Here is a 24,422-nt window from a genome sequence, read left to right on the forward strand (position 1 = left end):
GGGCGTATAAACGTGCACGAAGTCCGAGGCCAGCGCAGCCGGACACCATCGATCGAGAGGGCGCAGATGCCGCTGCACATCCACCGTGCCGAGCGCGCCGGCGTTCTCGCCCGGGCGCTGGCGGGGGTGCTGGCCCAGCCGCAGGAAGACCCGTTCGCGGCCGAGGTGGTGGCGGTACCGGCGAAAGGCGTGGAGCGCTGGCTGACGCAGACGCTCTCCGGTGTGCTCGGCGCGGACGGCTCGGCCGACGGCGTGTGCGCCAATGTCGCTTTTCCCTCGCCTGCCGCGCTGGTCGCCGAGGTCCTGGCCGCGGCGAGCGGCGTGACACCCGCGCAGGATCCGTGGGCGCAGGAGCGGGCGGTGTGGACGCTGCTGCGGGTGATCGATGCGTCGCTGGACGAGCCGTGGTGCGCGGTGCTGGCCAGGCACCTCGGCGCGCGGGCCACCGCGGCCACCGCGCACCGCGTCGGCCGGCGCTACGGGACCGCTGCCCAGATCGCCGCGCTGTTCGACAGCTACGCGTCCCAACGGCCCGCGCTGATCACCGAGTGGACGGCGGGTTCGGACACCGACGGTGCGGGCGCCGCGATGCCCGAGGACCTGCTCTGGCAGCCGATGCTATGGCGCGGGCTGCGCGCCGAGATCGGGGAGCCGAGCCCGGCCGAACGGCTCGACGCCGCCTGCGCGCGGCTGCGCGCGCGGCCGGATCTGGTCACGCTGCCGCCGCGGTTGTCGCTGTTCGGCGTGACCAGATTGCCCAGCGACCAACTCGCCGTGCTGTCGGCGCTGGCCGCCGCCCGCGACGTGCATCTGTGGCTCGTCCATCCGAGCCCGGTGCTCTGGTCGGCCCTGCGGGAGCTGCCCGTGGCCCGTACGCGCGCCGAGGACGTGAGCGCCACGGCGGTCGCGCACCCGCTGCTGGCGGGACTGGCCCGCGACGTCCGGGAACTCCAGCAGCGGCTCGCCGCACCCGCCGCCGACGGCTCCGATACCTATCATCCGATTGCCGCGGCTCGATCCGAAGACCCTGCGCCGCAGAACGATTCACCTCCGACGTTGCTGACGGCGCTGCAGGCGGGTATTCGGGACGATCGGTGGCCGCCCGCGCCGGGGGCGGTCGGCGCCGACGGCACCGTGCAGGTGCACGCGTGTCACGGCCCGGCGCGACAGGTCGAGGTGCTGCGGGAATGCCTGCTCGGGCTGTTCGCGGCCGACCCGACGCTGGAACCGCGTGACGTGCTGATCATGTGCCCTGAGGTGGAGGCGTACGCGCCGCTGGTGCGCGCGGCGTTCGGGCAGCGCACCTCGGGATCGCCCGAGCCGCAGGCCGACGCGGAGCATCCGGCGCACCGGTTGCGGGTGCGCCTGGCCGACCGGGGGCGCGGGGTGACCAATCCGCTGCTCGCGGTGATCGCGGTACTGCTCGAGCTGGCCGACGGCCGGGTGACGGTCACTCAGGTGCTCGATCTCGCCGCCGCCGAAACCGTCCGGCGGCGTGGCGGATTCGACGACGACGACATCGAGAGGCTGCGTGAATGGGCCGCCGAGTCCGGCGCGCGGTGGGGGATCGGGCAGCGTCAGCGCCAGGCGTTCGGGCTCGCCGATTTCGCGCAGAACACGCTCAACAGCGCGGTGGACCGGATCCTGCTCGGCGTCACCGCGGGCGAGACCTCCGACGACTGGCTGGATCTCGCGCTGCCCTTGGACGACGTGGACAGCAACGACGTCGACCTGGCCGGACGCTTCGCGGAGTTCATCGATCGGCTCGCGGTCTGCCTGCGCGACCTGCGCGGGCCCCGGCCCGCGCACGAGTGGGCGGCGGCGCTGGGCCGCGCGCTCGATCTGCTGACCGACGTACCCGACGCGCAGGCCTGGGTGCGCACCGAGGCCAGGCAGGAACTGGCCGCCGCCACCGGGCACGCGGGCGAGGTGCCGTTGCGGCTGACCGATGTGGGCGTCCTGCTGCGTGCACGGCTGGCGGCGCGCCCCACCAGGGCCAACTTCCGCACCGGTGAGCTGACCGTCTGCACGATGGTGCCGATGCGGTCGGTGCCGCACCGGGTGGTCGTGTTGCTCGGACTGGACGACGAGGTGTTTCCGCGCGCGAGCGCCGCGGACGGCGACGACGTGTTGGCTCGCGAACCCCTGCTGGGCGAACGGGATCCGCGCAGCGAGGACCGGCAACTGCTGCTGGATGCGATTCTCGCGGCCCGGGATACGCTGCTGATGTTCCACACCGGCGCCGATCCGGTGAGCGGGGCGCACCGGCCTCCCGCCATTCCGGTCGCCGAGGTGCTGGACGCGCTGCGGGCGCACGTCGGCGCCGCGGCGATGCGCGCGGTGGTGACGCGGCATCCGCTGCAGTCGTTCGACCGCCGGAACTTCCGCGCCGAGCAGCCGTTCAGCTTCGACACGGTGGCCTTGGCCGGCGCGTACGCGGCCGACGGGCCCGCGCGGCCGCGTCCCGATTTCCTGGCCGCGCCGCTGCCCGCCGCGGAAGCGGCGGATGTCGCGCTGGCCGACCTGATCGCGTTCGCGGAGCATCCGGTGCGCGCGTTCCTGTGGCAGCGTCTGGGTCTGCGGGTCCCCGAGCACGACGAGGACATCGCCGACCGGCTGCCCATCGAGCTCGACGGCCTGGCCAAGTGGGAGCTGGGCGAACGCCTGCTCACCGCCCGCCTGACCAGCGCGGACCCGGCCGGGCTGCGGGCGGCGGAATGGCGGCGCGGCACGTTGCCGCCGTTCGGGTTCGGCGCCGCCGTGCTCGACGAGGTCGAGCACACCGTGGACCGGTTGGTGCGCGCGGCGCAGGCGGACTACGCGGGCCAGGCCCGCGCGGTGGACATCGCGGTAGATCTCGGCAACGGGCGCAGGCTCAGCGGCACCGTGCCCGAGGTGCGTGGCGAAACCCTGGTTCGCACCACCTTTTCCCGGCTGGCTCCCAAACACCGTATCGGAGCATGGGTCTCGCTGCTGGCGCTGACCGTCACCGAGGACCGCTCCTGGCGGGCGGTGAGCACCGGTCGCGGCCAATTCGGCCGCCCCACCTGGCGTTGCGAACTCACCGCGCCCGACGTGCCGGTCGCCAGGCAGATCCTGCGTGAACTCGTCGTGTTGCGCGACGCGGGCCTGACCGAACCGCTGCCCGTGGCGCCCACCGCCAGCGCGATCTACGCCGAGCGCCGTTTCCGCGGCGCGGGCACCGACGACGCGATCGCCGCGGCGGAGCGCGAATTCAACGGCGGACCCAACGGCCCGGGACCCTTCGGCGATCACACCGACCGCCACCTGCGCTACGTCTGGGGTCCGGCGCCCCGGCTCGAGAACCTCATGGCCGCGCCCGCTCCGGCGGGCGAGCCCGGTGAGAGCACCCGCTTCGGCGCGCTGGCCCGGCGGATGTGGGCTCCGCTGCTGGCCGCGGAAAGCCAGGGCCAGCCGTGACCGATCAGGAGCGGACCGGTCGCCCGCGGCGGTTCGGCGTGATCCGGTGCGGAAGGCCGGGATACACCGCCACGGCGCGTGTCGGTCGCCGGTGGGCGGCCGGGCGCGCGGCAGAATGTCAGCTCGGACAGTCGCTTCGGGAGCAGGTCCGTGCGGCGTGGCCGGCCACCGGGTCGATCGCGACGTCCGCGGACCGCGTGACCACCGGCCGCGCAGGAAGGAGGCACGGATGACCGTGCAGGAAACCTCCTTCCCGGCAAGCGGCTTCGACGCCGCCGCGTTCGAGCCGAACGGGCCCTTGCCCACCGGCACGACCGTGCTGGAGGCCAGCGCGGGCACCGGCAAGACGCACGCGATCGTCGGTCTCGCCGTGCGCTACGTCGCGGAGGCCGGCATCGATGTCTCCGAGCTGCTGCTGGTGACGTTCAGCCGGGCGGCGACCCAAGAGCTACGGGAACGCACCCGCGACCGATTCGTCGCCGTCGCCGCCGGATTGGCCGATCCGGCAGCGGCGCGTGCGCATGCCGACGAACTGGTGCGGTATCTCGCGCAGGCCGACGAGGACGAGGTAAGGCTGCGGCAGCGGCGGCTGCTGACGGCACTGTCGGATTTCGACGCGGGCACCATCGCCACCACGCACAGCTTCTGTCAGCGCATGCTCGACGAACTCGGGCTCGCCGGTGAACACGATCCCGGCGCCCGGCTGGTGGAGACCGTCGACGACCTCGTCGGCACCGTCGTCGACGACCTGTATCTGCATCGCTATGCCCGCGCCGAACCGCCGTTCTCGCTGAAAGAGGCCCGCACGCTCGCGCTGGCCGCCGTGCGGGACCGGCACGCGGCGCTCGTGCCCGACGGCGAATCCGGCGCGGGGGAGCGGGTGGCGTTCGCGCATGCGGTGCGCGCGGAGACCGAGCGCCGCAAACGGCTGGCCGGGCTGCGCGACTTCGACGACCTGCTGGTGCTGCTGCACGACGTGCTCGCCGATCCGGAGCACGGCCCGCGCGCCTGCCTGCGCATCCGCGCGCGCTACCGGGTAGCCCTGGTCGACGAGTTCCAGGACACCGACCCCTTGCAATGGGACATCCTGCGCAGGTCCTTCCACGGACACGCCACCCTGGTGCTGGTCGGTGATCCCAAGCAGGCGATCTACGCCTTCCGCGGCGCGGAAGTGCTCAGCTACCTCGACGCCGTCGCGCACGCCGACACCCGCAGGGAGCTCACCACGAATTGGCGCAGCGACGCGGGACTGCTCGCGGCGCTGGACCACCTGCACGGCGGCGCGGCGTTGGGCCACGAGGAGATCCGCGTCTACCCGGTCGCCCCGACCAGGCCGTGGTCGCGGCTGTCCGGCCCCGGCGAACTCACCACTCCGATGCGTGTCCGATGCCTGCCGCGCACCGGCGCCGGGCCGCTGAACAAATCCGGTTTCCCGGCCGTCGGCCGGATGCGGGCCAAGGTCGCCGACGATCTCGCCGCCGACATCGTCCACTTGCTCGAATCCGGGGTGCTGCTGGACGGCAAGGCCGAAATCACTGCCGCCGAAGGCGATTCGGCTCCGGACCGGCCGGTGGACGCGGCACGCAGACCGATCGGCCCCGGCGACATCGCGGTGCTGGTGCGAACCCGCTCGCAGATCGACGTGGTCCGCGCGGCGCTGGATCGCGTCGGCGTCGCTTCCGTGCTCGCCGGCGGCGTCAGCGTCTTCGCGACCAGCAGCGCCACCGATTGGCTGTGGGTGCTGCGGGCGCTGGAACAGCCACACCGCGGCGACCGCGTGCGGCTGGCCGCGTGCACACCGCTGCTTGGCGTCACCGCGGCCGAGATCGACAGCGGGGGCGCCGATCTGGTCGGCCGGATCAGCGCCCAATTGCGCGAGGCGGCGCGGCTGTTCACCCGCGCGGGATTCGCGGCCGTCTTCGAGAAGCTCTCGGCCGAAACGGGACTGGCGCAGCGGCTGCTCGCCGTGGAGAACGGGGAACGGCAGCTCACCGACCTACGGCACATCGCGCAGCTGCTCGACCAGGTCGCGCTCGCCGAGGGCCTCGGGCTGACCGCGCTGACCCGGTGGCTGGCCGACCGGGTACGCGACCCCGCCTCCGGCGCCGTCGCCGATCGCAGCCGCAGGCTCGACCGGGACGCCGCGGCCGTGCAGATCGCCACCGTGCATGCCAGCAAGGGACTCGAATTCCCGGTCGTCTACCTGCCCTTCGCCTGGGACAGCGCGAAGAACCCCTATCCGGCGACGTTGCTGTTCCACGCCGACGACGGGGCGCGCGTGCTGGACGTCGGTGGACCGGATGCACCGGGATACGCCGAACGCAAGGCACGCAGCGAAGCCGAGGAGGCGGGGGAGGAGCTGCGCCTGCTGTACGTGGCGCTGACCCGGGCGATGTGCCAGATCGTCGCCTGGTGGGCGCCCGCGATCACCACCGCGGCGTCGCCGCTGCACCGGATGGTCTTCGGGCGGGCCGATGGTGGCTCCGTCGTCGCCACGCGTGCGCCGGTCGCCGCGGACACCGTTGCCGCCCAGTCGCTTTCGGCGTGGGCGCAGGACGCGGCCGCGGCGATCTCGGTGACGGCGGTGGCCGGAACCGACGATGTAGCCGTCCGGCGGGTGCGCACCGCGGCGGCGCAGGGCGCACTGGCCGCCGCCCGATTCGACCGGGTGCTGGATCAGCAGTGGCGGCGCACGTCGTACTCGGCCCTGACCGCGTCGGCGCACGAAGCGGTCGTACCCGAATCCGGCAGCGAACCTGAGGATCCCGGAGAGCTGGGCGACGAGCCCGCCGGTACTTCCCTGATCGGCGCGGCGGAACCGCAGGAGACGAGCGCGGCCTCGCTGATGAACGCGCTACCTTACGGCGCGGAGTTCGGCACGCTGGTGCACGGCGTCCTGGAGCGGATCGACACCGGCCGTGTGGATCTGGCGGCCGAGGTACACGACCGGTGCCGCGAGGCGGTGGACGAGCTGATGGCCGACATGGACCCGGACGTGCTGGCCACCGCGCTGCTCGCGGTGCTGCGTACCCCACTCGAGGGCGGCTGCCTGGCCGACATCTCGCCCCGCGACCGGCTCAGCGAGCTCGAGTTCGAACTGCCACTGGCGGGCGGGGAACACGCCGGCGCCACCGCGGCGACCTTGCGCCGCATCGCTGACCTGCTGCGTGCGCACCTCCCGGCGGACGACGATCTGTCCATGTACGCCGACCAGCTGGCGGCGTTGGAGGACATACCGCTGCGCGGGTACCTGACCGGCAGCATCGACGCGGTGCTGCGCGTCGACGGCGGCGCGGGCCCGCGATTCGTGGTCGTCGACTACAAGACCAATCGGCTGGGCGCCGGCGATCTCACCGTCGCGCACTACACCCGCGACCGCATGGCCGCCGAGATGCTGCGTTCGCACTATCCGCTGCAAGCGCTGCTGTATTCGGTTGCGCTGCACCGGTATCTGCGCTGGCGGCTGCCCGGTTACGACCCCGCCCAGCATCTCGGCGGAGTTCGGTACCTGTTCGTGCGCGGCATGATCGGACCGCAGACACCGGCGGGGTGCGGCGTCTTCGACTGGTATCCGCCCGCCGATCTGGTCGTCGCGCTCTCCGCGCTGCTGGCCGGGGAGGCCGCGCGGTGACCTCGATCCAGGTGGCGCAGCGGGGAACCGGCCTGCTGCGCATATTCAACGAGGCGGGTGTGCTGTCGGCCGCTGACGTGCACGTGGCGTTGCGGCTGGGCAGGCTGGGCCGGGAATCGTCGGAGCCGGTGCTGTTCGCCGCGGCGCTTGCCGTGCGAGCGGTGCGCTCCGGCTCGGTGTGCCTGGAACTGCACCGGATGCGGGAGATCGGCGTCGACGCCGACGAAACCTGGGACGCGGGCGTCGATCCGGCGACGCTGCCGTGGCCGGACATCCCGGCGGTGGTCGCCGCGCTGCGGGTGAGCCCGCTGGTGCTCGGCGGACCCGCGGGGCCGCTGCGGCCGTTGCGGCTGGTCGAATCCCAGGGGCCGGGCGATTCGGGTCCGCTGCTCTACCTCGATCGGTACTACCGGCAGGAACAGACGATCCGGCGGGTGCTCACCGAGCGATCCGCGCACCACCCGGTGGTCGATCCGAGGATCGTGCGCCGCGAACTGGACCGGTTGTTCGACGCGTCGACCGGCCCGGCGCCGGATCGCCAGCGCCTGGCCGCGGCGCTGGCCGCGACCCACTGGACCACCGTGGTCGCGGGTGGGCCGGGCACCGGCAAGACGCACACCATCGCACGGATCATCGCCCTGCTGGCCGCGCACCGCGAGACCGAGCCGAAGCTGCCCGCGCTGCGCATCGCGCTGGCCGCGCCGACCGGGAAAGCGGCGGCCCGCCTGCAAGAAGCCGTTCGCGAACAGGCCGTTTCGCTCGGACTGCCCGAACTCAGCGCCGCCACTCTGCACCGGCTGCTCGGCTGGCAGCGTGGTCGCAGCACTCGATTCAAGCACCACGAATTCAACCGGCTGCCCTACGACGTGATCGTGGTCGACGAGACTTCGATGGTCTCCTTGACCATGATGAGCAGGCTGCTCGCCGCCCTGCGCCCGGACACTCGCCTCGTCCTGGTCGGCGACCCGGACCAGCTGGCCTCGGTCGACGCGGGCGCGGTGCTCGCCGACCTGGTCGCCGGACCGGTCGCCGCCACGCCCAACCCCGTTCTGGACGACATCCTCGGCCCGGAGACCACCGCGGATCACGCCGAAGCCCTGACCGCGCTGGAGCGGACGCGCCTGCGCGGCGGCATCGTGCGGCTGACCCGGGGCCGCAGGTTCGGCGGCCGGATCGCCGACCTGGCCGTCGCGGTGCGGGCCGGAGACGCGGATGCCGCGCTCGAGTTGCTGCGCGGGGGCGGCGGCGAACTGTCCCTGTGCGCGCCCGACGAGCTGATCGCGGTGCGTGCCGACGTGGTGCGGGCCGCGAGCGCGGTGAGCGCCGCCGCGCTCGACGGCGACGCGGCGGGCGCACTGAGCGCGCTCGAATCGCACCGCCTGCTGTGCGCGCACCGGCAGGGCCCGTTCGGCGTCGAGCGCTGGGACCGGATGGCCGCCGAATGGGCCGCCGCGGGCGGCGCGGGCCCCGATTCCCACCAGGCGCCGTGGTATCCGGGGCAACCCCTGCTGGTCACCGCGAACGATCACGAGGCGCGGATCTACAACGGCGACACCGGCGTCGTGGTGCGCATGCCCGACGGTTCGCTGCGCGCGGCGCTGCAACGCGGCAGCGAACCCTACCTGGTGCATCCCACGCAGTTCCCCGCGGTAACCACCGTTTTCGCCATGACCATTCACCGCAGCCAGGGCAGCCAGTACGACACCGTCTCCGTGGTGCTGCCCGAGCCCGAATCGACCCTGCTCACCAGGGAATTGCTGTACACCGCGATCACCAGGGCGCGCCGCCACGTCCGAATCATCGGAACCGATGAATCGATCCGCGCGGGTATCGCACGGCGGGTGCTGCGCGCCAGCGGGTTGTCCCGCCGCGAAGGGGAACCGGAGCTTCGATGACGGAATCTCACGTTCCCGGCGCCCGCGGCGTCTACCCGGTGTGAGCCTGCCCCCGTTCGAGGAAGTAGTGGCCGAGTACGGCCCGATGGTGTTGCGCGTCTGCCGTGCGGTGCTCGGCCCGTCCGACGCGGCCGACGCCTGGTCGGAGACGTTTCTCTCGGCGCTGCGCGCGTTTCCCGGCCTTTCCGAGGACACGAACCTCGAGGCGTGGTTGGTGACCGTCGCGCATCGCCGCGCGATCGACGTCGGCCGGGCGCTGACGCGCGCGCCCGTCCCGGCGGAGACACTGCCGGAGCGTCCGACCGCGGCCCCCGGCCCCGCCGACTACGACCCCGATCTCTGGGCCGCCCTGCGCGCGCTGCCGACCAAGCAGCGCCAGGCGGTCGCCTACCACTACCTCGCCGGGCTTCCCCACGCGGAGATCGCCGAACTGCTCGGCAACTCTCCGGACGCCGCTCGTCGCGCCGCCGCGGACGGCCTGAAGACCCTGCGCAAGCTCTACCCGAAGGAGGACGCATGATGGCCAGCCTCGACCGCGACGACCTGAACGCGTTGTCGCACGCACTGACACCCGGCGCCGACCTGCTCGCCGACCTGCACGCGCGCCTGGCGCTCGAGGCCGAAGCCGCGGGCCTGCTCGACGTCGCCTACCGCACCGTCGACACCCCGGTAGGAACGCTGCTGTTGGCGGCGACCCCGGCCGGATTGGTCCGGGTCGCCTACCCGGCCGAGGACCACGCCGCGGTGCTCGCCACGCTGGCGGCGCGGATCAGCCCTCGGATACTCGCCGCCCCGGGTCGGCTGGACGCGGCGGCCCGGCAGCTCGACGAGTACTTCGCCGGCAGCCGGACGCATTTCGATCTGCCGCTGGATCTGCGGCTGGCCGAGGGGTTCCGCCGCCAGGTGATCGAGCACCTACCCGCCATCGGCTACGGGCAGCGCGCGAGCTACGGCGCGGTGGCCGCCGCCGTAGGAAACCCGCGTGCGGTGCGCGCGGTCGGCTCCGCGTGCGCGCGCAACCCGCTGCCGGTGGTGATCCCGTGTCACCGGGTGGTCCGCGGTGACGGGGCGATCGGACAATACATCGGCGGCGTCGCCGCGAAGCAGTCGCTGTTGAGCTTGGAGGCGGCGGCGTGAGCGCGCGAAGCGCAGGCGCGGACGCGCCCGCACCGGCCCCGGGGCGATCGAAAGCCGCTGTCGCCCTGACGGATCGCGTCGACGCCCAACCGTGGCCCGCGCTGCTCGATGAGGTCGATGCCCACGGCTGCGCGGCGACCGGGCCGATCCTCACCTCACCGGAGTGCGCCGCCGTCACCGCCTTCTGGGATGACATCCCGCGCTTCCGGTCCACCGTCGACATGGCGCGCTACCGCTTCGGCGAAGGCACCTATCGGTACTTCGCCGAACCGGTGCCGGAGCCGATCACCCAGCTGCGGGCGGCGTTCTATCGAAAGCTGCTGCCGTTGGCCCGATCCTGGGCCGAGCGGCTCGGTGACCCGGCCCCGTGGCCGGACGAGTTCGCGGACTGGCTCGACGCCTGCCACGCCGCGGGGCAGACCGAGCCGACGCCGATCCTGTTGCGCTACAGAACGGGTGACTGGAACGCCTTGCACCGGGATCTGTACGGTGAGCTGGTCTTCCCGCTTCAGGTCGTCATCGGCTTGGACCGGCCCGGGACCGACCACACCGGCGGCGAATTCCTGATCGTGGAGCAACGGCCGCGCGCCCAATCGAAAGCGACTGTGTCCGTTCTGGAGCAAGGACACGCGTTGATCTTCAACACCCGCGATCGGCCGACGCCGTCCAGCCGAGGTTGGTCCCGTGCCCCGGTTCGCCATGGCGTCAGCCGCGTGCGCAGCGGCCTGCGCCACACACTGGGCCTCGTGCTGCACGACGCGCGGTAACCGCCGGTGTACACCTTGCTCGGCGGTGATGGCCGACCGTATGTCAGCGCCGTGGCCGGCCGCTACGGCGGCCATCGCCGCAGCCGGATCTACGGTCGCCTCGATTGCCCCTCCGCCGTGCGCGCGCTGGCGCGCGGCGCCTATCGCGCACATCGCGTCTTCTTCGCGACCGAGATCGACGCGGAGACCGCGGGTTATCGTCCGTGCGCGGTCTGCCTGCCCGGGCCTTACGCGGCGTGGAAAGAGCATCGGTGACCGCACGGGGCCGCCCTGCTCGCAGGCTGCGCGAGCAGGGGCGGCTCGAGGGTGTCAGCTGATCTGGGTGCCCGACCAGCCGAAGCTGAAGCTGTGGCCCTTCGAGGTGCAGACCAGGGCGCCCCGGCCACCTCCGGTGCAGCTGGCGCCGCCGTTGGTGAGGGTGCCCGCGATCGGCGGGCTGTCCGCGCGGCCGTGCGGGCCGGTGAGGCCGAAGGTGGGGTGGGCAGGCAAGAACGGCAGATCGATGACCAGGTCGTAGATCGTGAATCCGAACAGGTTGGTGCCGTAGGGGATGTCGCAGCCGACGTCACCGTTCGAATGGATCGCACAGTTCGAGCTGGCGTAGCGGAAGTACACGGTGCCGTCGTCCACGGTCTGCGCCGGGGCCGCGCTCGCGACCGCGGTGCCTGCCAACGTGAGCGCCGCTGCGAAAACCGCGGGTACGGCGAAGTTACGGATATTCATACCATGAATCTAGCCAAAGGGTCGACGCGGCAAACAGTTTCGGCGCCGATCGAGTCGCCGGGTGTTGCTGGACCCGGCCTGAGCGGTGCGGATCGGCCGGGCGGCTCGGTAGTACATCGGCACGGCAACCGCAGGGCCGCACGCTCGACTTTGGGGATTCCGGCAACGGTCGCCGCGACGAATTGGTACCGAACACAGCATCGCTCGAGAATATGGCGAATCGGCCACAGGATGTTATTGACTGCGAATTCGAGCCCTCCTACCCAGGGCCAGGAGTCGACATGCCCGAGTATCTGCAACGAACAGGCACGGCACCCGCCGCGATCCGCACCACGGCCTCCGCGATGATCGGCGTTCGGCCGGTCCATGCCGAACCGCCGCAACAGGATTCGCCCGATTCACGGCCGACGACCGAAACGGCGATGCGATGACCCGCAAAGAGGCAGCAGTGGCGCTCGGATCGTTCGGGGCGTGCCTGATCTCGGTTTTCATGCAAATGATCGATGTGACGATCGTCAACACCGCTCTCCCGGCCGTGACCGCGGAGCTGCGGGCCTCGCGCTCCGAGCAGTTGTGGGTGGTGGCCGGCTACTCGCTCGCGTTCGCCTGCGTCCTGCTCACCGCGGCTCGCGTCGGCGCGATCGTGGGGCGCCGCCGGATGTTCCTGTGGTCGGCGGCGGCCTTCACGGCGGCCTCGGTGTGGTGCGGAATCTCCTCCACCGCGACGGAACTGGTGATCGCCCGGATCGCCCAGGGCGTGGCGGGGGCGGGAATGGCGGCACAGACCATCGCCATCATCACCGCGAGCTTCCGGCGCGAGCACCATCAGTACGCTTTCGCGGTGTACGGCGCGACAGCCGGTTTCGCCGGAATGCTCGGTCCGATCCTGGGCGGCGGCCTGATCACCCTGGACCCGTTCGGGCTCGGCTGGCACGCGATCTTCCTGATGAACCTGCCGCTGGGCGTGGTGGCGATCGCGCTGGCCGCGATGTACCTGCGGTTGAGTCCGGCGACGGATCGGGGGCCGCTGGATCTGCGCGGGACGGTGGTGGTCACCGCGGCGCTGTTCCTGCTGCTGTTCGCGCTGTCGGACAGCCAACAGGCGGGCTGGCGTCCGTTGCACGGGGTGTACGTCGCGGCCGCGGTGGCGTTGGCTGCGGTGTTCGTGGCCCACGAGCGCGCGACGCGTCGCCGCGGCGGCCGGGCGCTGGTGCGGCTGGATCTGTTCTCCGACCGGGGGTTCGCGGTCGGGTCGGCGCTGGTGACGATCTTCTTCGGCCTGTTCACCGCGTTCGTGTTCACCGTCTCGATCCTGCTGCAGGACGTGCTGCGGTTCTCCGCGCTGCGCACCGGTGTCGCGATGACACCGTTCGCCATCGGAGCGGGCACGGGCGCGGTGCTGTCACCGATATTGCTGGGCCGCTGGGGAATTCGGGCGCCGGCCGCCGGAATCGGCGTCTTCGGCGGGTGCGTCGTGGTGGGGGTGGGATACCTGTGCGTGGGATCCGGCGCGGTGAACCTGCCGCTGGTGGCCGGGCCGGTGTTCCTCGCGGGCTTCGGGGTCGGGGTGTTCGGGGTGCCGCTGCAGCCGCTGATGCTGGCGGAACTGGATGATCGGGCCATGGGCGAGGCCTCCGGCTTGCTCCCCACCATCGAGCAGATCGGCAATTCGGTCGGCCTGGCGGTGCTCAGCGCGCTGTTCTTCCGCGCGCACACGCTGCCGGGCAGCATGATCATGCTCTCGGCCATCGCCGCCGCGGCCTTCGGCCTCGCCGCACTCACGCTGGCGCTGCCGGACCGCGTGCGAGCGACCGCGAGTGCATGGAGCTGGTCGGCCTAGTGGCGTCCGGAGCCGTGGACCGCTTCGGCGCGGGGCACCTCGGGATCGGTGCGGTCACGCCCGCCGCGCCACAGCCGAGACGGAGCCCACCAGCAGGCGTCGCCGAGCAGGCGCATGGTCGCGGGCACCAGCAGCATCCGCAGGATCGTCGCGTCGATGAACAGCGCGGCGGCCATGCCGAAGGCGATGTATTTCATCATGACCAGATCCGACAGGGCGAAGGCCCCGGTCACCACCAGCAGGATGAGGGCGGCGGCGGTGATGATCCAGCCCGTGCGGGCGATGCCGACGCGGACCGCCTCGGTGGTCGTCGCGCCCGCCGCCCGCGCCTCCGCGATGCGGGCGAGCAGGAATATCTCGTAGTCGGTCGACAAGCCGTAGATCACGGCGATGATCAGCACCAACACCAGCGCCATGATCGGCTGCGGGGTGAAATCCAGCAGACCCGCGCCGTGACCCTCGACGAAGATCCAGGTGAGGATGCCGAGCGTGGAGCCGAGGCCGAGCAGATTCAGCACCGCGGCCTTGAGCGGCAGCACCAGTGAGCCGAAGGCCAGCGCCATCAGCACGGTGGTGACGAGAAAGACCAGCGCGATCATCAGCGGCATCCGCTCCAGCAGCGCGTCGACGCTGTCGCGCTGGATCGCGGGCTGCCCGCCGACCAGCACGGTCGTGCCCTTCGGCACGGGCATGGCGCGCAGATAGTCGATCGTCGCGTTCGCGTCGTGCGCGTCGCGCAGCACGGTCGAGGTGGTGAAGACGTTCGGATTCGCCGGTCCCTGCACCGCGCGCGGGAACGGCGCGATGAGTCCGGGGGCCCGGCTTGCCTGCGCGACCACCCCGTCGACGTCGGCGGTGTCAAGGGTGATCAGCACCAGATCGACCGGATTGATCTGACGCAGCGGGAAGACCTGATCGAAGTGCTGCTGCGCCGTGCGGGCCGGATGCTGCGGCGGCAGGAAGCGCTCGGTGATGCCGCCGAAGGCCACGTCGCGCACCGGGGCGATGAGCACCGCCAGGACGGCCACCACCGGAACCGCCACAGCCAGCGGCCTGCGCATGACCCACCCGGCGACGCGGCCCCACGGATTGTCCGGCTCGCGGTCGCTCGCCCGGCGCGCGTGGAAGCGGTTGAATCCCAGCCGGTCCACGCGCCGGCCGAGCACGGCCAGCATGGCGGGCAGCAACGTGATCGAGATCAGTGCCGCCAGCGTGACCGTCACCATCGCGCCGAAGGCGAACGAGCGCAAGAAGCCCTGCGGGAACAGCAGAATGGCGCCCGCGGCGACGACCACGATGGTCGCGGAGAACACGACGGTCCGTCCGGCGGTCGCGATCGCGCGCCGGACCGCCTCGGGCACCTCCTGGCCGTCGGCCAGTTCCTCGCGGAACCGGCTCACGATGAACAGGCCGTAGTCGATGGCCAGGCCGAGGCCGATCATCGACACCACCGGCGAGACGAAGGAATTCACCTCGGTGACGGTGGTCAGGGCGCGAATGATCCCCCACGCTCCCAGCACGGTCAACCCGCCGACGATGAGCGGCAGCGCGGCCGCCACGACGCCGCCGAACAGGAAGAACAACAGCACCGCCACAGCGGGAACGGCGAACAGCTCCATGCGCCGCTGATCGTGGGCCATGGTGTCGTTGAGGGCTGCCGCGACCGGCTGCCCGCCGGCGACTTCCATCTCGACGCCCGGTATCCGGAACTCGTCGGCGACGGTTCGGTAGTTGCGCATCACCTCCGTGTCGTCGTTGCCGCGAATGGCGATGGAGGCGAAGGCGTAGTCGCGGTCCTGGGAGCCGAAGATGTCCGGTAGCTCGAGCCCGGTCTCGGTGGGCCAGTAGGTAGCGTTGATCTTGGTGATCTGATCCGGAAAGCGTTGCGGCAGGCTGTTCAGGTGGCCGGCGACCGTGGCGGCGAAAGCGGGATCATCGATCGTCTTCCCAGCCGGGGCGTGCACCAGCAAGAGCACATCGGCGATGTGGTCGTGGCCGAACGTCTCGTCTGTGAGCCGAGCCGCCCGCGCCGATTCCGAGGTCGGGTCGTCCCATCCGCTGACGCTGAGGTGATCGCCCAACCCGAGGCCGTACACACCGAGCGCGAGCAGTCCGGCGACGGTGAGCCCGATGACGGTGAATCGCCGCCGGACGAGCGTATCGATCCAGCGCGTGAACTCGGCGAACAATGCCGCCTCCCAATCGATGACATCGTATTTCGGCGAGGGCCGCGAACAGGTGAAAACGTAGCAATGTCAACGGGTTTCGCGGCTGCCGGATCCAGATCTTCGAGATGTTACAAATCGGCGGGGAGTGAAATTGTGAACTCTCCCTGAGCTGGCGACGGCCGGTGTGGCGGTCGTTACGCTGGGGCCGTCGCCACCTGTGCACAAGCAAATTCGTGAATCGCCGGAAAAGAATGGTGATCACCTAGATCCGACCCGGAGGATGTGCATGTCGGATATCGCAATTGTCGGCATCGGCTGCAGATTTGCAGGCGGAATCGACTCGCCCGACACCTTTTGGGAATTCGTCGTGGACAAACGCGACGGTGTCGTCGAGATGCCGGCCGATCGCTGGGATCATCGCCGCTACTACGATCCGGAACCGCGCACGCCAGGACGCAGCTACACCAAGCGCGCGGCCTTCATGACGATCGACCCGTGGGAGTTCGACCCGGACTTCTTCGGCATCTCCGCCCGCGAGGCGACCGTGCTGGATCCGCAGCAGCGCCTGATGCTCGAGGTGACCTGGGAGGCGCTCGACGACGCCGGGATCGCGCGGCACGCGGCGGGCGAGTCGATCGGCGTCTACGTGGGCGGGTTCGTGGTGGACCAGTCGGTGATCGGCGTGGTCGGCCCCGCCCTGTTCCACACCGACATGCACACCCCGGCCAGTGCGTCCTACACCATGCTGTCCAACCGGATCGCCTACGCGCTCAACCTGGTCGGTCCCGCGCTCACGGTCGACACCGCGTGCTCGTCGTCGCTGGTCGCCTTCCATCTGGCCTGTCAGGCGCTGGAGAACGACGACTGCAAGGTGGCGCTCGCGGGCGGCGTGAACGTGATGCTGCAACCGGAGACCTTCGTCCTGATGTGCAAGGGCGGATTCCTGGCCGCGGACGGCCGCTGCAAGTCCTTCGACGCCTCGGCCGACGGCTACGGGCGCGGCGAGGGCGCGGGCATGGTGGCGCTGAAGAAGCTCGACGACGCGGTCCGCGACGGCGACCGGATCTACGCGGTGGTCAAGGCGACCGGCGCCAATCAGGACGGCCGCACCACGGCGATCACCGTGCCCAGCGCCGAATCCCAGGAAGCTCTGGCCCGTTCGGTATGCAGGCGCTCGGGGCTCGCGCCGGAGGCGATCACCTACGTCGAGGCGCACGGCACCGGCACGCTGGTCGGCGATCCCGTCGAGTTGCGCGCGCTCGGCCGGGTGTTCGGCGCGCCCGCGGGGCGCACGCGCTCGCTCGGCGTCGGCTCGGTGAAGTCGACACTCGGTCATACCGAGGCCGCGGCCGGCATCGCGAGCGTGATCAAGTCGGCGCTGGCGATCCACCATCGCACCATCCCGCCGCAGGGCTGGCTCGACAAACCCAATCCCGACATTCCGTTCGACGAGTTGGGATTGCACGTGCAGCTCGAGGCGGAGGCGCTGCCCGAGGACGCCGAGCCGATGACGATCGCGGTCAACGGCTTCGGCTACGGCGGCACCAACGCCCACACCATCCTGCAGGAGTTCCGGCGGGTCACCGCCCGGACCGATGCGCCGCCGCGGCATTTCGGCGTCCTGCCGATCTCGGCGCGCAGCACCGCGGCGGCACGCGCGCTGGCCGCCCGGTTCGGCGATCTGATCACCGCGGGCGCCGACCCGGACCGGCTGGCCGAGGCCGCCTGGACCCGCATGGCGCACCATCAGTACCGCACGGGCATGCTCGTCGGCGATACCGCCGACCTGGTCCGGGATCTGCGTCTGTTCGCCGCCGGAGAGGGCCGCGACGCGGCACGGACGATCGTGGCGCGGACCGCGGAACCGGTGTTCGTGTTCTCCGGCATGGGTCCGCAGTGGTGGGGGATGGCCCGCGAATCACTGAACGGCGAAGGCGTCTTCGCGCAGACGGCCGCGGAAGTCGACGCGGAGTTCCGCGCGATCGCGGGGTGGTCGATCATCGAGGAGCTGTCGCGGCCCGAGGAGGAGTCACGGGTCACCAGCACGGAGGTGGCGCAGCCGGCCAACTTCCTCGTACAGGTGGCGCTGGTGCGGGAACTCGCCGAGTACGGCATCCGGCCCGCGGCCGTGCTGGGGCACAGCGTCGGTGAGGTGTCGGCGGCCTACGTGAGCGGCACGCTGTCGCTGCGCGACGCGGTGCTCGTGGCCTATCACCGGGCCCGATTGCAGGCGAGCACCGCCGGTTCGGGTGGCATGCTCGCGGTCGGGATGTCGCTCGAGCAAGCCCGCGAACTCGTCGGCGACGACCCGCGGGTGGATGTCGCCGCGATCAACAGCGCCGGCTCGCTGACCCTGTCCGGTGACGTCGACCGGCTGGACGAGATCGCCGAAAAGCTCACCGAGGACGGTATATTCGCGCGTCGGCTGCGCGTCGAGGTGCCGTACCACAGCCGATTGATGGACCCCATCCTGGACGAGCTGCGCGAGGCGCTGGCCGGGCTGAAGCCGACGGCGCCGACCGTACCGCTGTACTCCTCGGTCACCGGCGAGCCGGTGCACGGCCCCGACTGGGACGCCGGATACTGGTGCGCGAACGTACGAGAGCCGGTCCGGTTCGCCGACGCGGTCACGAAGCTGATCGGCGCGGACAGCCGGGTCTTCCTGGAGGTCGGTCCGCACCCGGTGCTGTCGGGCAACATCCGCGAAGCTCTGCTGGGCGCGGACGTCAGCGGCACGACGGTGGCGACGCTGGATCGTAAGCAGCGGGATTCGGAGAGCATCCGCCGCACCCTCCTCGGCCTCTACGCCGCGGGCGTGCTCGACCTCGACGAGCTGTTCCCGGCGCAGCACCCCGCCACCCCGCACGTGCCGCTGCCGCGTTATCCGTGGCAGCGGACCCGGCTGCATTCGGCGTTGCCGCTGTTCGAGCAGGCACGGTTGGGTACCCCCGGCGGCTACGCCATGCTCGGCGATCCCGACGTCGAGGGCAGGCCGGACTGGTTGCTGCAGGTCGGCACCGAGCTGCTGCCGTGGCTGGCCGACCATGTCGTCAACGGGATCAAGATCATGCCGGGCGCGGCGTACCTGGATGCCGCGCTGAGCGCCACGGCCGCCCGTCTGGGAGTCGAACGCGTCGCGCTGGAGCAGGTTCGGTTCGTGGCGCCGTTGATCATGGGCGCACCGGATGTGCCGCTGGTGGCGCTGACCATCGAGGAGGCCAGCGGCCGCTTCATGATCCGATCACGCTCGGCGACCGGGACGGCCTGGACGGTGCACGCGTTCGGCCGCACGCTGACCGGCAGCCACAAGCCCACGAAGGTCGCGGTTCCCAGCCTCGACGTCGGTCTCGACGTCGACCCGCAGATGTTCTACACCGGCCTGGCCGCAGCGGGGCTGCAGTACGGTCCGGCCTTCCGCCGCGTCACCTCCGTGCGCGTCGGCGCGGACGCGGTGGTCGCCACCGTCGACGGCGCCATCGCCGCGGGCTCCGGACACCTCGCCCATCCCGCGGTGGTCGATGCCGCGATGCAGTCCGCGGCCCTGCTGTTCGCCGACGCCCGGATCGACGAGGGCACGCTGGTGCCGGTCGGCGTCGCGGCGGTGCGGCTGGTCGCACCGCTGCCCGAGCGGATCACCGTGGTCGCGCGCCGCGATCCCCGGGCCCGGCTGCGCGCCGACGTGGACCTGCTCGACGACGAACGAAACCTCGTGATGCGGTTGAGCGGCCTGCAGATCGGTGCGCTCGCGCCGGGCCAGGACCCGCTGCATCGGATGGTCGAGTTCTACTACACCGAGACCTTGGCGCAACGCGACCCCATCGATCCCGCGGCGCTGCCGCAGGATTCGGTGACCACCGTGATCGTCGCGCTGGGCGCCGACTGCCGCCGCGCGCGGCAACTGGCCGCCGCCATCCCGGGCTCCCGGCTCCACCTGGCCGCGGTGGCGGACCGCGAACTCGCCTCCGGCCTGGGCGCGACACTGGCTGCCGCCAAGGCGGAGGGTACCGACCGGCTGCACGTCTGCGTGGTCGCGGGGACCGTCGAGGACGACGTCGCCGATCTGTGGACACTGGAGCGGATCGCGGTCGCGCTCGACGAGTTCGTCCACCCCGAGACCACCGAACAGGGGCCCAAGAGCGTCTTCGGTGACGGCTGGTGTCATGCCACCCTGGTGACCGAGCGGGCGTTCGCGCTGCCGGACAGCCCGATCCCGCCGAACTCGAAGCACGCCGCGCTGGCCGGTGCGCGCCGGGTGCTGCTCAACGAGCAGTCGGCGCTGCGCTGGCGGCTGATCGACGTGGAACCCGACACCGAGATCACCGGTCTGCTCGAGGAGCTGGCCGTGCCGGGCGCGTTCTGGAACGACAACCTCGACGAGGTCGTGCTGCGCGCGGGCCTGCGCTGGGTCCCGCTGGTGACCAAGCCGCTGCAGGAGCGCCTCGACGCCCTGGACACCGCCGAACCGCTGACCGACCCGGAGGCCAACTTCAGGGTGGAGCTGCCTCGCACCCGGATGCTGTCGGCGCTGGCGTGGCGGCAGTGCCCGCGGCCGGAGCCGGGCCCTGGCCAGGTCGAAGTGCGGATGAAGATCATCGGCCTCAATTACAAGGATCCGCTCAAGGTCATCGGCCTGCTCGGTGAGCGAGAACTCGCGCCGACCTATTTCGGCACCGTGCCCGGGATGGAGGGCGTCGGCGAAGTGGTGCGGGTGGGCGAGGGGATCACCGACCTCGCGGCGGGCGAGCTGGTCGCGGTCGCGGCCAAGGGCATGATGCAGCGCTACGTCGTCGTCGACCGCCAGCTGACCATCCCGCTGCCGGCCGACGCCGATCCCGGATACTGCACCAGCACCATCGCCTTCGGCACGGCCGAGTACGCGCTGCTGGATCTGGCCCGGCTGGAACCGGGCGAGACAGTGCTGATCCACGGCGCCGCGGGCGGCGTCGGCACGGCCGCGATCCAGGTGGCCAAGGATCGCGGGGCACGCATCATCGGCACGGCGAGCACCGACGAGCGCCGTGCCCATGTGCTCGCCCTCGGCGCCGATCACGCGATCGACTCGCGCTCGCTCAACTTCGTCGACGACGTCCTGGAGCTCACCGGCGGCCAAGGCGTCGAGGTCGTGCTCAGCAGCGCGCCGGGGGAGATCCTGCGCCAGAACTTCAACGCCGTCGCGGAATTCGGGCGCATCGTCGAGGTCGGCAAGGCCGACATCTACACCGGCGGCCTGCTCGAAATGGCCAACTTCGACAAGAACCTGGCGTACTTCTCGATGGACCTGGACCGACTGGTCGCCGTCGACGCGCAACGGCTGGCCAAGCTGCTGCAGCGGGTCTACGAGAAGGTGCTCGCGGGTACCTACCAGCCGCTGCCCTACCAGCTGTTCGAGACCGGCGAGGTGGGCAAGGCTTTCGAGGAGACCATCCGCTCGACCGGGCTCGCCCGGATCGCGCTGCGCATGGATTCGCCCACACTCGCGGTGCGGCCCTACCTGCCCGAGATCGAGATCGACAGCACCGCGACCTATCTCGTCACCGGCGGGTTCGGTGGTTTCGGGATGGCCATCGGGCGCTGGCTGGTGCTGCGCGGGGCGCGGCGGCTGGTCCTGCTGGGCCGTGGCGGCGCGAGCACCCCGGAGGCGCGCAGGCAGCTCGAGGCGTGGCGCACGGTCGGCGTCGAGGTGGCCGAGGAGCGTGCCGACGTGACCGACCCGGAGGCGGTCGCCGCGATCGTCGCGCGGTCCCACAGCACCGAGCATCCGCTGCGCGGGGTGTTCCACGCGGCGGGTTCGGTTGCCGACAACCGTTTGGCGGCAATGCGATTCGAGGAGCTGGACAAGGTGTACCGCCCGAAGGTGCACGGCGCCCGGGTGCTGCATCGAGCCGTGGCCGACGCCGGAATCCGGCTGGACATGTTCGTGCTGTGTTCCTCGGGCGGTTCGATGTACGGCATCTACGGTCAGTACAACTACTGCGCGGCCAACGTGGCGGTGGAGTCGCTGGCCGAGGAATGGTCCCGGGCGGGCGAGCGGGCGCTGTGCGTCGGCTGGGGTCACCTGTCGGGTGCGACCGGCGGCATGGCCGCCGACGAGACGGCCCTCAAGTACCTCGATCTGGTGGGCTTCGACCCGATCGACATGGCCGACGCCACCGCCTATCTGGAGCAGACGCTGCGCCTCGGCGTCGCTCGCGCGGCGATCATCCCGACCGACTGGGCCAAGCTGACCGGTACCTTCCCGCAGCTGACCCGCACGGGCCGCACGATCGCGCTCGCGCAGGCCTCCGCCAAGGACACCTCCGAACTGGCCCGGCTGCGGGCCGAGGTGGCCGCGATCGAGGAGAGCAAGCGCGGGGCCTTCGTCGCCCGCAAGATGGCCGAGGAACTCGCCGTGGTCATGGGTGTGCCCGTCGAGTCCATCGACATGACCGTTCCGGTGCCCGAACTCGGGCTGGATTCGCTGATGGCGGTGGAGCTCGGTGCGCGGGTCACCAAGACCCTCGGTATCGACCTGATGTCGCTGCAGATGGGCCGGTCGTTCAGCCTGGAGCAGGCCGGCCCGAAGGTGGCGGAGCTGATCCTGGCCGCGGATTCCGGTCAGACGCAGTCGGTTCCGGACCCGGTCGAGCTGGCGGCCTCGAACGGTGCGGCGGCCGAACCGGTCCTGGCGCTGGCGGGGGCCCAGGCCAGACCGTGACCGACCACCGTCATCGAAACGAGGTAACGCCGTGGTCAGTTTCGGGCTGATCGATGAATGGGAGCCGGGACCCGGCCGACTGGTCAGTTGGACGGCGTCACCGGAGTCGGTGGCGCGCGCCCGGCGGGCCCCGGGTCACCCGGCCCCGCCCTCCCACCAGCAGGAGCAGTATCTTCGGCTCGCCGATCGGCACGCCCGGGCGGATTTCCGGTACTCCGGCCTGTGCCTGGTCACGGCGGAGATCCCGACCGGCGACCTCGACCTGGCCGCGATGACGCGTGCGGTCAACGCGTTCCTGCTGCGCCACGACACGTTTCGGACCTGGTTCCGGGTCGACTCCACCGGCACGATCGAGCGGCACCTCGTGCCCATGCAGGACGTCGAGTTCGTGCCGATCGATTACGGCCGCGTCGACGAGGCCAGGGCAATCCGCGACCATGTCCAGAAGACGACGCCGGGACCCTTCGACTGGGACTGTTTCACTTTCGGGGCGATCGAACGCGAGGATTCGACCACGGTCTACCTGGCGGTCGATCATCTGCACACCGACGGATTCGGCCAGTACCTGTCCGGATTCGACCTCGCGCTGCTGTATCTGCGCGAAGTGTGGGAAGACGTCGGCATGCTGGCCCCCGCGGCCAGCTACCTCGACTACTGCACCGCCGAGCGGGAGTACACGGGCCGGATGACCCTCGCCTCGCCCGGCGTGCGGAAGTGGCTGGAGCTGATCCGCGGGAACGACGGCGAACTGCCCTCCTTCCCGCTGGATCTGGGCAGGCGCACCGATGTGTACAACCGCAGCGCGCACCGCACGGTCACCTTGTTCGACGAGCACACCGCGCAGCGGTTCGAGCGGATCTGCCGCGCCGACGGCGCCGAATTCGTCGGGGGCATCTTCGCCGCGGCGGCACTGACGGAGCGCGAGCTCGTCGATAGCGACTACTACTTCGGCATGACGCCCGTCAGCACCCGCAGCTCCGCGGCGGAACGCGCGTCGGTCGGCTGGTATGCGACGTTGTTGCCGGTGGCCTTCCCGATCGGCGCCACCACCACCTTCGCGCGAGCCGCGGCCATCGCGCAGCGCGCCTACGAGAACGGCCTGCGCCTGGCCCCCACCTCGTTCCAGCGCGTGGTGGAACTGGTGCCCGCCGACTCCGATCTCGACCTGGAACCGGGCTGGTCCACGCCGATGATCTCGTACGTGGATACCCGAGAACTGCTCGGCAACGAGCTCTTCGACCTGGGGTCGTGCGGGCTGTACGCCAATCGCGCCGCGTCCGAACAGGTGCTGATCTGGATCAACCGGTTCGCGTCGGAAACCACGCTGAGCGTCATCTACCCGGACACACCGGTGGCGCACGACTCCGTCGAACGTTACGTGGCCACGCTCCGAGCGGTGTTCGCGGCGGCGGCCGAGGCCACACTGTGAGGAGGACATGTGCCCACCGCATTTCGTGATCCGGGAATCCCCGACGGGGAGAAGTCCGTCTACACCGTCACCATCGCCGATCGGCCGCAGAAACTCGACCTGATCAGCGTGGTCGCCCACGACGGCGACGGCTACCGCTCGATCCTCGAGGCCGGCCTGGGACACGGGAATTTCGCGATGACCATCGAGCAGCGGTTCCAGCGCTCCGGCGACCGGCTGCTGGCCGAGCGCTACCGCGCCGAAACCCGCTCGGGCACAACGGTGGTCAGCCGCGAGGAAGCGAACTTCATCGGCACCGCCCATCTTCGGTTCGGTGGCGGGATCGCGCCCTTCCCGGCGAACGTGATGCCGCTCGCCGGTGGCCTGACGCTGCTGCGCGGCCTGGACTTCGCCGAGGGCGCCGAGGAGTGCGTGGATCTGTGGCTGGCCTTCTCGGTGCACCTCCCGCTCGGCGCGAAAGTGGAGCAGCGCACCGTCGTCGAGGTACCGGCCGGGCGTATCACCAGCTGGCAGGTCCGGCTGCGGCCGCGCTTGTCCGGACTGAACACGATGCTGGAGAAGGTGCTCGGCGGATTCCTCCCACCCGCGGTGGCACACTTCGACGCGACCCCGCCCCACCGCCTGGTCCGCCTCAGCTTCCCAACCGGCCCGATGCCCTGGGACCCCCGCGGCCTCCTGGAACTGGTCGCTTAGCTCC

Annotated in this window: 13 protein-coding genes; 11 read left to right on the plus strand and 2 right to left on the minus strand. The window is 71.1% G+C overall.

Annotated elements, in window-relative coordinates; genetic code table 11:
* Positions 1–66: 66 nt before the first annotated feature.
* From recC to LTT66_RS26415, 7 genes are all read left to right on the plus strand, one after another.
* Positions 67–3,441 (plus strand): exodeoxyribonuclease V subunit gamma, encoded by a 3,375-nt coding sequence (gene recC / locus LTT66_RS26385; RefSeq protein WP_233061081.1) that lies wholly within the window; start codon positions 67–69, stop codon positions 3,439–3,441.
* A gap of 229 nt (positions 3,442–3,670) precedes the next feature.
* A complete protein-coding gene (locus LTT66_RS26390; protein ID WP_233061082.1) occupies positions 3,671–7,072 on the plus strand; it encodes a UvrD-helicase domain-containing protein in 3,402 nt (1,133 codons plus the stop codon).
* Positions 7,069–8,967, plus strand: a complete 1,899-nt coding sequence (recD, locus tag LTT66_RS26395) for an exodeoxyribonuclease V subunit alpha (protein ID WP_233061083.1) — start codon at positions 7,069–7,071, stop codon at positions 8,965–8,967. The genes LTT66_RS26390 and recD overlap by 4 nt, the downstream gene beginning before the upstream one ends.
* Before the next feature lie 46 nt (positions 8,968–9,013).
* Positions 9,014–9,487, plus strand: a complete 474-nt coding sequence (locus LTT66_RS26400) for an RNA polymerase sigma factor (protein ID WP_233069403.1) — start codon at positions 9,014–9,016, stop codon at positions 9,485–9,487.
* Positions 9,487–10,104, plus strand: coding sequence for a methylated-DNA--[protein]-cysteine S-methyltransferase (locus tag LTT66_RS26405; RefSeq protein ID WP_233069404.1), 618 nt, complete (start codon positions 9,487–9,489; stop codon positions 10,102–10,104). Before LTT66_RS26400 ends, LTT66_RS26405 begins: the two co-directional genes overlap by 1 nt.
* A 65-nt stretch (positions 10,105–10,169) precedes the next feature.
* Positions 10,170–10,871, plus strand: a complete 702-nt coding sequence (locus LTT66_RS26410) for a 2OG-Fe(II) oxygenase (RefSeq protein WP_233069405.1) — start codon at positions 10,170–10,172, stop codon at positions 10,869–10,871.
* A gap of 6 nt (positions 10,872–10,877) precedes the next feature.
* Positions 10,878–11,126, plus strand: coding sequence for an Ada metal-binding domain-containing protein (locus LTT66_RS26415; RefSeq protein WP_233061085.1), 249 nt, complete (start codon positions 10,878–10,880; stop codon positions 11,124–11,126).
* Positions 11,127–11,180: 54 nt separating this feature from the next.
* Here LTT66_RS26415 and LTT66_RS26420 read toward each other — a convergent pair whose 3' ends face one another.
* Positions 11,181–11,594, minus strand: coding sequence for a hypothetical protein (locus LTT66_RS26420; RefSeq protein ID WP_233061087.1), 414 nt, complete (start codon positions 11,592–11,594; stop codon positions 11,181–11,183).
* Between the two features lie 427 nt (positions 11,595–12,021).
* Here LTT66_RS26420 and LTT66_RS26425 point away from each other — a divergent pair, with 427 nt between their 5' ends.
* Positions 12,022–13,434, plus strand: coding sequence for an MFS transporter (locus LTT66_RS26425; protein ID WP_233061089.1), 1,413 nt, complete (start codon positions 12,022–12,024; stop codon positions 13,432–13,434).
* On the opposite strand, the gene LTT66_RS26430 is transcribed toward LTT66_RS26425, so the two are convergent.
* Positions 13,431–15,623 carry an MMPL family transporter gene (locus LTT66_RS26430; RefSeq protein WP_233061091.1) on the minus strand — a complete coding sequence of 731 codons (2,193 nt, stop codon included), beginning with the start codon at positions 15,621–15,623 and terminating at the stop codon, positions 13,431–13,433. The two genes, LTT66_RS26425 and LTT66_RS26430, sit on opposite strands and share 4 nt — an antisense overlap.
* Positions 15,624–15,888: 265 nt before the next feature.
* On the opposite strand from LTT66_RS26430, the gene LTT66_RS26435 reads away from it, so the two are divergent.
* From LTT66_RS26435 to LTT66_RS26445, 3 genes are read left to right on the plus strand one after another with little or no spacing between them, the layout of a single operon-like run.
* Positions 15,889–22,296 (plus strand): type I polyketide synthase, encoded by a 6,408-nt coding sequence (locus LTT66_RS26435; RefSeq protein ID WP_233061093.1) that lies wholly within the window; start codon positions 15,889–15,891, stop codon positions 22,294–22,296.
* 31 nt (positions 22,297–22,327) lie between these two features.
* Positions 22,328–23,725: a condensation domain-containing protein gene (locus LTT66_RS26440; RefSeq protein ID WP_233061095.1), complete on the plus strand. Its 1,398-nt coding sequence runs from the start codon at positions 22,328–22,330 to the stop codon at positions 23,723–23,725.
* A gap of 9 nt (positions 23,726–23,734) precedes the next feature.
* The gene (locus LTT66_RS26445) at positions 23,735–24,418 is read left to right on the plus strand and encodes a hypothetical protein (RefSeq protein WP_233061096.1); all 684 of its coding nucleotides are present in this window, start codon (positions 23,735–23,737) and stop codon (positions 24,416–24,418) included.
* Positions 24,419–24,422: the final 4 nt, after the last annotated feature.

This window comes from Nocardia gipuzkoensis (assembly GCF_021183645.1).
GTDB lineage: Bacteria > Actinomycetota > Actinomycetes > Mycobacteriales > Mycobacteriaceae > Nocardia > Nocardia abscessus.

Bases quoted from the DNA above. Each gene is read 5' to 3' on its own strand.
- recC (WP_233061081.1), top strand. From the start codon at position 67: ATGCCGCTGCACATCCACCGTGCCGAGCGCGCCGGCGTTCTCGCCCGG.
- LTT66_RS26390 (WP_233061082.1), top strand. From the start codon at position 3,671: ATGACCGTGCAGGAAACCTCCTTCCCGGCAAGCGGCTTCGACGCCGCC.
- LTT66_RS26405 (WP_233069404.1), top strand. From the start codon at position 9,487: ATGGCCAGCCTCGACCGCGACGACCTGAACGCGTTGTCGCACGCACTG.
- LTT66_RS26420 (WP_233061087.1), bottom strand. From the start codon at position 11,594: ATGAATATCCGTAACTTCGCCGTACCCGCGGTTTTCGCAGCGGCGCTC.
- LTT66_RS26425 (WP_233061089.1), top strand. From the start codon at position 12,022: ATGACCCGCAAAGAGGCAGCAGTGGCGCTCGGATCGTTCGGGGCGTGC.
- LTT66_RS26435 (WP_233061093.1), top strand. From the start codon at position 15,889: ATGTCGGATATCGCAATTGTCGGCATCGGCTGCAGATTTGCAGGCGGA.